The sequence below is a fragment of the Sphingobacterium sp. GW821-FHT03E03 genome, from assembly GCF_059420745.1.
Genome location: NZ_JBWKUH010000012.1, coordinates 170,130 through 177,763 on the forward strand (window position 1 = coordinate 170,130; position 7,634 = coordinate 177,763).

A 7,634-nucleotide genomic window follows, 5' to 3' on the forward strand; every position below is an offset into this window, starting at 1 on the left:
ATAATTATGTCTATCAAAATAAAAGATATTTGGAAAGCAGGATTCGTCTGTATGGCAGTACTTTCCTTTTCCTCCTGTGACAAGTGGGTAAATGACACCAAGTTGCCGGACAACACCATTGATGAATCTCAGCTAAACAACATAGCTATGCTTGGTCGTATCGAAAAAGGCACTTATGTCTATGGTCCTGTCATCGCTGGTGTATGGCGCGCTGGTGCGACATCTGCTTCGGATCTACTGGTTGCTTCCGGTGCTATTGTGGATGAAATTGTTCCTACCGCAGTTCCAAACTCTCCTTTTTACAAGGAATTGGATGAGGATAAATTAACACCGGACAACACTTCACTATTCAGTGTGTGGTCCAATGTGCAAAATTATCGTGCTCGTGCCGAAGATGCAATTGCCAATGCCGAATCTATAAATCCAACAGATGAAGATGGTATCAAGATCAAACAAGCGGCTTTGGTCAATGCAAGGCTACATGCCGGTTATGCCTGGTTATTGATGGCAGATTATTTCAGTGTCAGCAATACCAGCCACTCTGTCTATGCTGACCACAAAGAGGTCAGCCATCAGGAAGCCTATACCAAAGCACAGACATACTGGCAACAAGCACTTCCTTCCGCTAGTGATGCTGAGAAACGATTGTTTCACGCCCTACTGACAAAACTGGGAATCCATACAGGCAATTACCCCTTGGCTGTGCAGCATATCAACCAGTCGTTTACTGCAACGGAAAACTTCAGCTTTCTTAATACGGTAGGAAATGTAAGCAACGGTTTCTTTAATGCGTTAAATATCAACTCAAGAGATGCGGCCGTTGATCCAAGTTTGGTTGCCGCATCAAAAACAACAGCTGACAAAGCCCGTATTCCGGTTGTAAAAGCCGTCAAAGGACATTGGTCACTGACCTTGTTTAAGGAAAGAGATCCCTTGCTTGTTAGCGATTTTGATGAAATGCAATTGATCCGTGCCGAATTGATTGTTCGCGGACTGATTCCGGGTAATGCCGTGGAACTTGTTAATTCGGTTATTTCAAAATATGATACCTCCGGAGCATCCAATTATACGCCATCCACAACCCTAACGCTGAATGACATCGTTGTTGTCCGCCGGATATTTTTATCCTGGCGTGGTACACGTATCATCGATCTGAGAAGGTTTAAAATTGATGGTGATGTCAGTCCAGGTTTCACCCAGCGCAAATGGCAATGGATTGGTATACCCGAAATTGAAACACAGTTTTAAGATCATCCTTCCCAGGTAGATCATATCCGAATTGCACTTAAATCTGTGCCATCGTTGGTACATCGGCTTTAGCAAAACCAAAAAACGAAAAGGCCGTGAGAATGAGATATTCTACATGGCCTTTAACATTTATGGGAAAGGATGGTATCGTTGATCTTTGGAAAAAGTAATTACAGGGAAGGAGAAATACCGTTATCGCTATGCTGAACAGATCGGATAAAGCTGTGGATTATCATCTGGACAGTAAAAAGTTTCAAATTTCGCCAAATATCAAGGTACGTGATCTTTGGATAAAGAAGAATTTGGGGAGACTGGGCGACATCAAAACATTACGTATTCTGCTACATGGTATTGTGGTGCTAAAAGCGAAATAAACGTTACGTATACAGACGGTCTCAAAACACAATAGCCCATTTCGTTGAGAGGTTGGACTACCGTGTCTGGAGACTGCTTATTATTGAGGCTCTTACTAGGAAATAGTATACGTCTTTTCTGTCGTAACTGTATAGTTATCTGAAATGACATTATCCACAAATCTCCATTCTGCATGCGACGCGGCAGCCGTAAATTTCACATGTAGATATCCTCTCTTGTAAAGATTGGCATATTCTAGGTCATCAATTAATACAGAAAAAGCCTGAGCAAGTTCCATTGCTTTTTTAGTATCTGTGGTAATTCCCAAGTAACTCTCTAATCCCGGTGACGAGACCGAACTACAGGCCAATTCTGTTCCAATAAATCTACCCTGAGCATCTGTCAATTTTCCCAGCCATCCATTGTGTGTATCGCCAGCCAATACTACGATTTTCTTACCTGCTAAAATCGAATACAAACGTTCTCTTTCCATAAAATAGCCATCCCATGCATCTAGATTATAGGGCAGAACCGTTGTAATTCTTGCAATGTCCTGCTGTGTCAGTGTAGGATCTTTTTGCAGGTATCTCGTTTTTAGGATAACCAACTGTCCAATTGCAGCTGAAAGTGCAGCCATTGTAGATGGCTGAGCATTCCCAAAATGCGCTATTTCAGTCATCACTCGGTTCAGCAACATTAAGAGTTCCGCAGGAATCAGCATCTTGGTCATCAGGATCTGTTGCCCCAATACTTTCCATGTTGTCGTATCAGCGTTAATCTGAGTCCCTAACCAAGTCATTTGTTCATTGCCAATCAACTTTCTATTGTTACTGAGCAGATCAGTCTGAAATTGTGTTTGTTTAAAGTTTCCGCTTTCATCTATATAGTTTGTGTAATCCAATTGTTTATCCCGTCCGATTATCCGGGTATCCAGCATATAGAGTGAGAGAAGATTACCAAAGGTAAAACTCCTATAAATACGTTGGTCCTTGCCTGTCTTTAGGGGAATATATTCACTATAGGCTTGAAAAGCGGCCATTTTACGGGTATCAAAGCTTCCCTCGTCTGGCTGATGATTTTCAGCACCAGATCGATATGCATTATCGGCAAGTTCATGATCATCCCACACACAGATAAATGGTTTTTTCTGATGAAGAAGCTGCAAATTTTTGTCACTTCTATATTGTCTGTATCTTTCTCTGTAATCTGCGAGGTTTACGATCTCTTTAGAAGGCTTGTGCGCTCTACCGAGTTCATTGGTATAAGGATTGGTGCCATATTGACCAGGAGCATACTCATAAATGTAGTCTCCGAGGTGTACAACAACATCAGCCTCTGATTTTGCAATCGCTCCATATACGTTGAAAAGTCCAGCCGGAAAATTAGAGCAAGATACCACAGCCATTTTTACTTCATTGACATTATCTGTTTTAGCAGGAAGCGTCAATGTTTCACCAACAACACTTGCTTCCTTAGTCTTGTCATTATAAAATCTATAGTAATATTTTGTATTGGAAGCTATATTCTGAACATCAATGGCTAAAGTAAAATCATTGGTAGCATCAGCCTTCACCTGTCCCCTTCGAAGAATCTCTGAAAAGCTATTCTCTTTACTTATTTCCCAGGTAATTTCAGCATCTGTCTCTACAGAATATCTCGTCCAGATGATTATCCCGGTTGCCGAGGGATCAAAGCTTGCAACACCAGATTCAAATCCACCATTTTTAAGGTTATCTGGTGCACTATCAATATCTGTGGGGTCATCCGAACAGCTTTCAATAAGCGGTGCTATAAAAACCCCTCCCGCTGCAATTAATGAATTTTTAAGGAATCTCCTCCGGTTGATTTGCTCGTTGTTTTTCATCTCTATTTTTTTAGGTGAAAATACGGCGCCACCGGAAACTACATGTTAAGCGAATTTTATTTATTCTTTATGTTTCTAATTATATACAAACAGATACATTATACAGGCTCTGTTTTAGCTGAATTTAAAATCTTAAATTAGTGTATCGAAAATAATAATTGACATGCTTAATTTTTTTAAGAATAGTTCCAATTTCCCAAAAGAAAATGATAAAGACCGCATCTGGCTGGATAGCGATCGCTTACGCTACCTTGATCATGGTAACGAAGAAGAGGTCAACTTATCTCAATTGCGCTATGCATACGTTCAATTATTGGCTAGAGATCCCTACTTATTTCTATTTGACGATCATCAGCATTATATTCCCGTAAGTTCGCAAGGTTTTTCGAAGGTCTATCCCAAGTTGTCCGAACAATTTGGATTTGATGATACATTATTCTTCCATACCATTAAGCAAAAACAGGACTGCAAGGCCAAAATCTGGATCCAGCAACAAACCCGCAACTATAATATTCTATCCGGTGACTTTGAAGATGACCATATTGGTTTTGAAGTTTATACCCAACCAACGCAATTTATTTCTTGGGATATCTGCTATGCCGACATCGAAAAACTCGGTATTGGTCACCAATATGCAAGCGAATATGGGACAATCTATTTCAAAATAGATTACCCGGTTCGTATTGGTAACCTATGGCTGAAAGAACTGGAAATTTACTGCGATGAGATCCCACCGCATGTACCTATTCAAGAATATTTTACGACCATTTATGACGAGTCCAATACAGATAAAAGCTACAAAGACCTCCGCGATCTATGGTTAGATGATGAAGACTATGACGTGGAGGATTATGGCTATGAAAGAGAAGACCAATGCTATTTATCTTTTGATTTTGGCGATCAAATCTCCTCCTCCATCTGTTATACCTACGATGATGAGAGCAACTACGACGATGGCGGCACCTCACTCCATTTTTACAACCAGCGTGATTATCCTTCTCTTTTGGAAAACTCAGTATACGATCAACTCATTGAGGTGACCGAACTTGTCACATTGAAAAACAAATGGGACATTAAGGAGGATTTCCGCAAAAATACTGCTGTAAAAAATATTCCCACAAGCATAACACAACAACTAGGAAAGTCAAGTGGCATCTGGTTGGACAAGAAAAATAATAAAATTGGTTTTGCTGGAAGGAAAACAAGCCTAATTTACGATATCGAAGATATTGATTTCTTCGAAATTGAGAATGCCCTACCTGCAAAAGGTCCTGGCTATGCCCTACTGCGTGCGAACTTAATCAATGGTAGCTATAATTATATTTTTGAAACCGATACCTACGAACTGGATCCTTATGCAATCACATTGGAAAATTGGACGCATAAAAAAGTCTCAATACCTGAAGCTTATTATAATTGTTAGTGCTAATAAGCTCCTACTTTCCTTCAATCATTTTGAGATTATCGACTACCCGAAATCACCAAACATCTCGACCAGAAGTATTTATGGTATCTCTGATGTAGTTTAGTACTTCATCATTTTCATCCGACTGCTTTAACCGTTTCCGAAGGTTTACTAACCAATCTTCCAATGCCTCAGCGGGTGATTCACCATTTCCAAAAACACCCTGATGCGGATCTGGCCCTAATAAGCAGCAATAAGACGTTTCTTCAATGAATACCACGGGACGCAACTCCCTGATCTCTTTGGGTAGTTTTGGCGCCTCATAATCGATCGGAACGATCTTTTCTTGCGCTATTCTCATTTGTTTCATTTTCCTTTACAATTTTTTAAGCTCCGCTTCCGGCCAAGTAATTAACTCCTTTAGCAGATAGGTCTTCGGCTCGGTCTCGTCAGCGAATTGCTCCAAGAACTCCGGTAGATCTCCTTCGACTTTTAAAAGCTTCCCATCCTGCAAGACATCATAGCCTTCTGCCAACCATTGCTCTATTTTCTTTCTATTGATTTGAGTATGTACCATAGTAAAATATTTAAGCTTATGCTATCGTAAATGTGTTTCCAATAAGTTCTTCAATCCTGTATTTATCAAATGAACAATGTTCAAGCGGATATCGTTTCACAAAGTTAGGTTGAATCCCCAAGAATTCGATTTTAATATAATAAGGAGCCAAAATATTATCATCAAGGATTAAGAGCAGCATAAAAAAAAATAATTCACTTATAATAAAATAGTTAATAAAAAAAACCATTTTTAACCAATGAAAAACCGCCACTTGGCAAAGTATTTGTTATAACAGCGAAAGTTTTCAAATCGAAAACTTAACACTAACATTTTTTAAAATATCATGAAAAAAGTACTTCTACCTATTCTGACACTTTTTACATTCTTATTTGTCATCAATGGAGAGGCAAATGCACAAACACCTTATCGTACAGCTCTTGGTCTCGGTATAGACCTTGGCGATGGCCAGACACTATTCGGTCCACAGATAAAACACAGTTTTGGCAGAAATGACGCCGTAAATGCACAAGTATTGTTCGGAGATAACATTACTGTTGTTGGTGTAGACTATTCGTACAACGAACGTATACGGGGAACCCGTGGTCTATCTTGGTATGTTGGTGTAGGTCCTCAGGCATCGTTTATCGACTATGGTAAATGGCATGGCGACTGGGATGATGACTACCACTGGAAAGACGGAAACACACACACTCATTTTGCAATCCGTCCTGCTTTGGGTTTAGAGTTTAGAATTCCTTCAGCGCCATTGGCAATGCATTTTGACTGGAAACCTTGGTGGAACTTATCTCACGGATCGAATTTCGAGGCTTCCCGTTTCTCATTGGGATTCAAATTCGTTTTAAAGTAAAAATAGGATATTCAGAAACAAAAAATCCTGCAGGCACTACGTCCATGCAGGATTTTTATTTTTAAGGTACTTCGACCTATACTTCTCCACTCACAATCTACCCTACGTTTATCTGCAACGATAACACAAGAAGATTCATTTTTTACATCGTCTGTTTTTTCATATAATCAGTAGCCAATTGGATATATACTGGAGTTGCTTCTTTTACAGCTTGGCTAAGCTGGTCGAAAGTAATGATCTCCGGGATTCCCAAGACTTTGGCAAAATCAATCACCAAAGGAACATCGGGTTTGATACCTTCTCCTATTCCGTAGAGCTTTCCTGTACGGTCTTTAATGACACTGGTTGTCAAATTGATCATGTAGTTATTTCCAACAGCAAACTGATCATTACCGGAAGTCTGACCATTTGTCTTATGACCCATAATAGCCGCATTTTTCTGGCCTTTAAAATGGGCCGCAAAAAACTCGCCCGAACTCGATGTAAACCTACTGACCAATAAGACAATAGGTACATTTTTATTTTTTATAACAATCGGTGGCACCTTATCATATTCCAGGTCAAATAACTTGGCCCATTTTTGATCCTGATCATTCAGATCATTCATTCGTACTTTTTGTTTGGATTCAACACCGGTTCTATCCACAACCGAATAAGTGCTGTCGACATCTATCAAATCCGCAAAATGCCAGATCATCGGAAAAATGCTCCCGCCATTATTTTCTGTCAGGTCAATGATCCAGCCTTTTGGCTGCTGCGCGTCCAATATTTTTAGCTGTGCTCCAATCGTATCCACATATTTCCGTTGTTCGTAAAGTACCCCTGGGATCCGAATATAAGCATATTGGTCTTTCGTCATAAAGTGACTGAAAACTTTGGGTGGAAAACCGGCGTCCTTATCGGTCATGCCCGCCATTCTTACAAATAATTCCTGTTCAGCCTCCTGATTTTGATCAACTTTCTCAAAATAAAGATCGGAATGACCATCCTTTAATTGACTTAAGATCTTTTTAAAATGAGGTTCCAATGAATTAATATCCGACATTGTCTTTGTCTGTTCAATAAAAAGGGGCCGAATAGAATCCCATTTGATCAACGCCCCATTATATGCATGCCGCTGGACAGTATCTAAAAATGCATTGGCAAGCTGGCTCACCGATGAGACCTGGGCATAGGAACAGAAAAAAAAACCGGTTAAAATCAGTAAAAAAAGTAGTGTTTTCTTTTGCATTTGGTTAATAATTATCTCTCTAATGAGATAGCACTAAATTAGTTTAAAAATATTTCTTTAAGCGTAACAAGATTGAAATATTTTGCATAGATCCATTCTTATACT

8 protein-coding genes are annotated in these 7,634 nt (G+C 39.6%); 4 read left to right on the plus strand and 4 right to left on the minus strand.

Going from position 1 to position 7,634, the window contains the following annotated elements; translation table 11 throughout:
* The first annotated feature begins 6 nt into the window (after positions 1–6).
* Together AC07UV_RS15010 and AC07UV_RS15015 are read left to right on the plus strand one after the other, a co-directional pair.
* The gene (locus tag AC07UV_RS15010) at positions 7–1,248 is read left to right on the plus strand and encodes a RagB/SusD family nutrient uptake outer membrane protein (protein ID WP_495184339.1); all 1,242 of its coding nucleotides are present in this window, start codon (positions 7–9) and stop codon (positions 1,246–1,248) included.
* 194 nt (positions 1,249–1,442) lie between these two features.
* Positions 1,443–1,622: a hypothetical protein gene (locus AC07UV_RS15015; protein WP_495184345.1), complete on the plus strand. Its 180-nt coding sequence runs from the start codon at positions 1,443–1,445 to the stop codon at positions 1,620–1,622.
* 95 nt (positions 1,623–1,717) lie between these two features.
* On the opposite strand, the gene AC07UV_RS15020 is transcribed toward AC07UV_RS15015, so the two are convergent.
* Positions 1,718–3,466 carry an alkaline phosphatase D family protein gene (locus AC07UV_RS15020; RefSeq protein WP_495184340.1) on the minus strand — a complete coding sequence of 583 codons (1,749 nt, stop codon included), beginning with the start codon at positions 3,464–3,466 and terminating at the stop codon, positions 1,718–1,720.
* A gap of 163 nt (positions 3,467–3,629) precedes the next feature.
* Between AC07UV_RS15020 and AC07UV_RS15025 the strand changes: the two genes are divergently transcribed.
* Positions 3,630–4,889 carry a hypothetical protein gene (locus AC07UV_RS15025; RefSeq protein WP_495184341.1) on the plus strand — a complete coding sequence of 420 codons (1,260 nt, stop codon included), beginning with the start codon at positions 3,630–3,632 and terminating at the stop codon, positions 4,887–4,889.
* 55 nt (positions 4,890–4,944) lie between these two features.
* On the opposite strand, the gene AC07UV_RS15030 is transcribed toward AC07UV_RS15025, so the two are convergent.
* A complete protein-coding gene (locus AC07UV_RS15030; RefSeq protein ID WP_495184342.1) occupies positions 4,945–5,241 on the minus strand; it encodes a hypothetical protein in 297 nt (98 codons plus the stop codon).
* Positions 5,242–5,247: 6 nt separating this feature from the next.
* Positions 5,248–5,448, minus strand: a complete 201-nt coding sequence (locus AC07UV_RS15035) for a hypothetical protein (protein WP_495184343.1) — start codon at positions 5,446–5,448, stop codon at positions 5,248–5,250.
* A 325-nt stretch (positions 5,449–5,773) separates the two neighbouring features.
* Here AC07UV_RS15035 and AC07UV_RS15040 point away from each other — a divergent pair, with 325 nt between their 5' ends.
* On the plus strand, positions 5,774–6,298 hold the full coding sequence (locus AC07UV_RS15040; protein WP_223580784.1) for a hypothetical protein: 525 nt from the start codon (positions 5,774–5,776) through the stop codon (positions 6,296–6,298).
* Positions 6,299–6,440: 142 nt separating this feature from the next.
* Here the strand turns inward: AC07UV_RS15040 and AC07UV_RS15045 are convergent, their stop codons facing one another.
* Entirely contained in the window at positions 6,441–7,529 is a 1,089-nt protein-coding gene (locus AC07UV_RS15045) for a S41 family peptidase (protein ID WP_495184344.1), read from the minus strand.
* Between the last annotated feature and the right edge of the window lie 105 nt (positions 7,530–7,634).

Excerpts from the sequence above, each read along its gene's own strand:
- AC07UV_RS15040 (WP_223580784.1), top strand. The coding sequence starts at position 5,774 with ATGAAAAAAGTACTTCTACCTATTCTGACACTTTTTACATTCTTATTT.
- AC07UV_RS15025 (WP_495184341.1), top strand. The coding sequence starts at position 3,630 with ATGCTTAATTTTTTTAAGAATAGTTCCAATTTCCCAAAAGAAAATGAT.
- AC07UV_RS15020 (WP_495184340.1), bottom strand. The coding sequence starts at position 3,466 with ATGAAAAACAACGAGCAAATCAACCGGAGGAGATTCCTTAAAAATTCA.
- AC07UV_RS15045 (WP_495184344.1), bottom strand. The coding sequence starts at position 7,529 with ATGCAAAAGAAAACACTACTTTTTTTACTGATTTTAACCGGTTTTTTT.
- AC07UV_RS15030 (WP_495184342.1), bottom strand. The coding sequence starts at position 5,241 with ATGAAACAAATGAGAATAGCGCAAGAAAAGATCGTTCCGATCGATTAT.
- AC07UV_RS15035 (WP_495184343.1), bottom strand. The coding sequence starts at position 5,448 with ATGGTACATACTCAAATCAATAGAAAGAAAATAGAGCAATGGTTGGCA.
- AC07UV_RS15010 (WP_495184339.1), top strand. The coding sequence starts at position 7 with ATGTCTATCAAAATAAAAGATATTTGGAAAGCAGGATTCGTCTGTATG.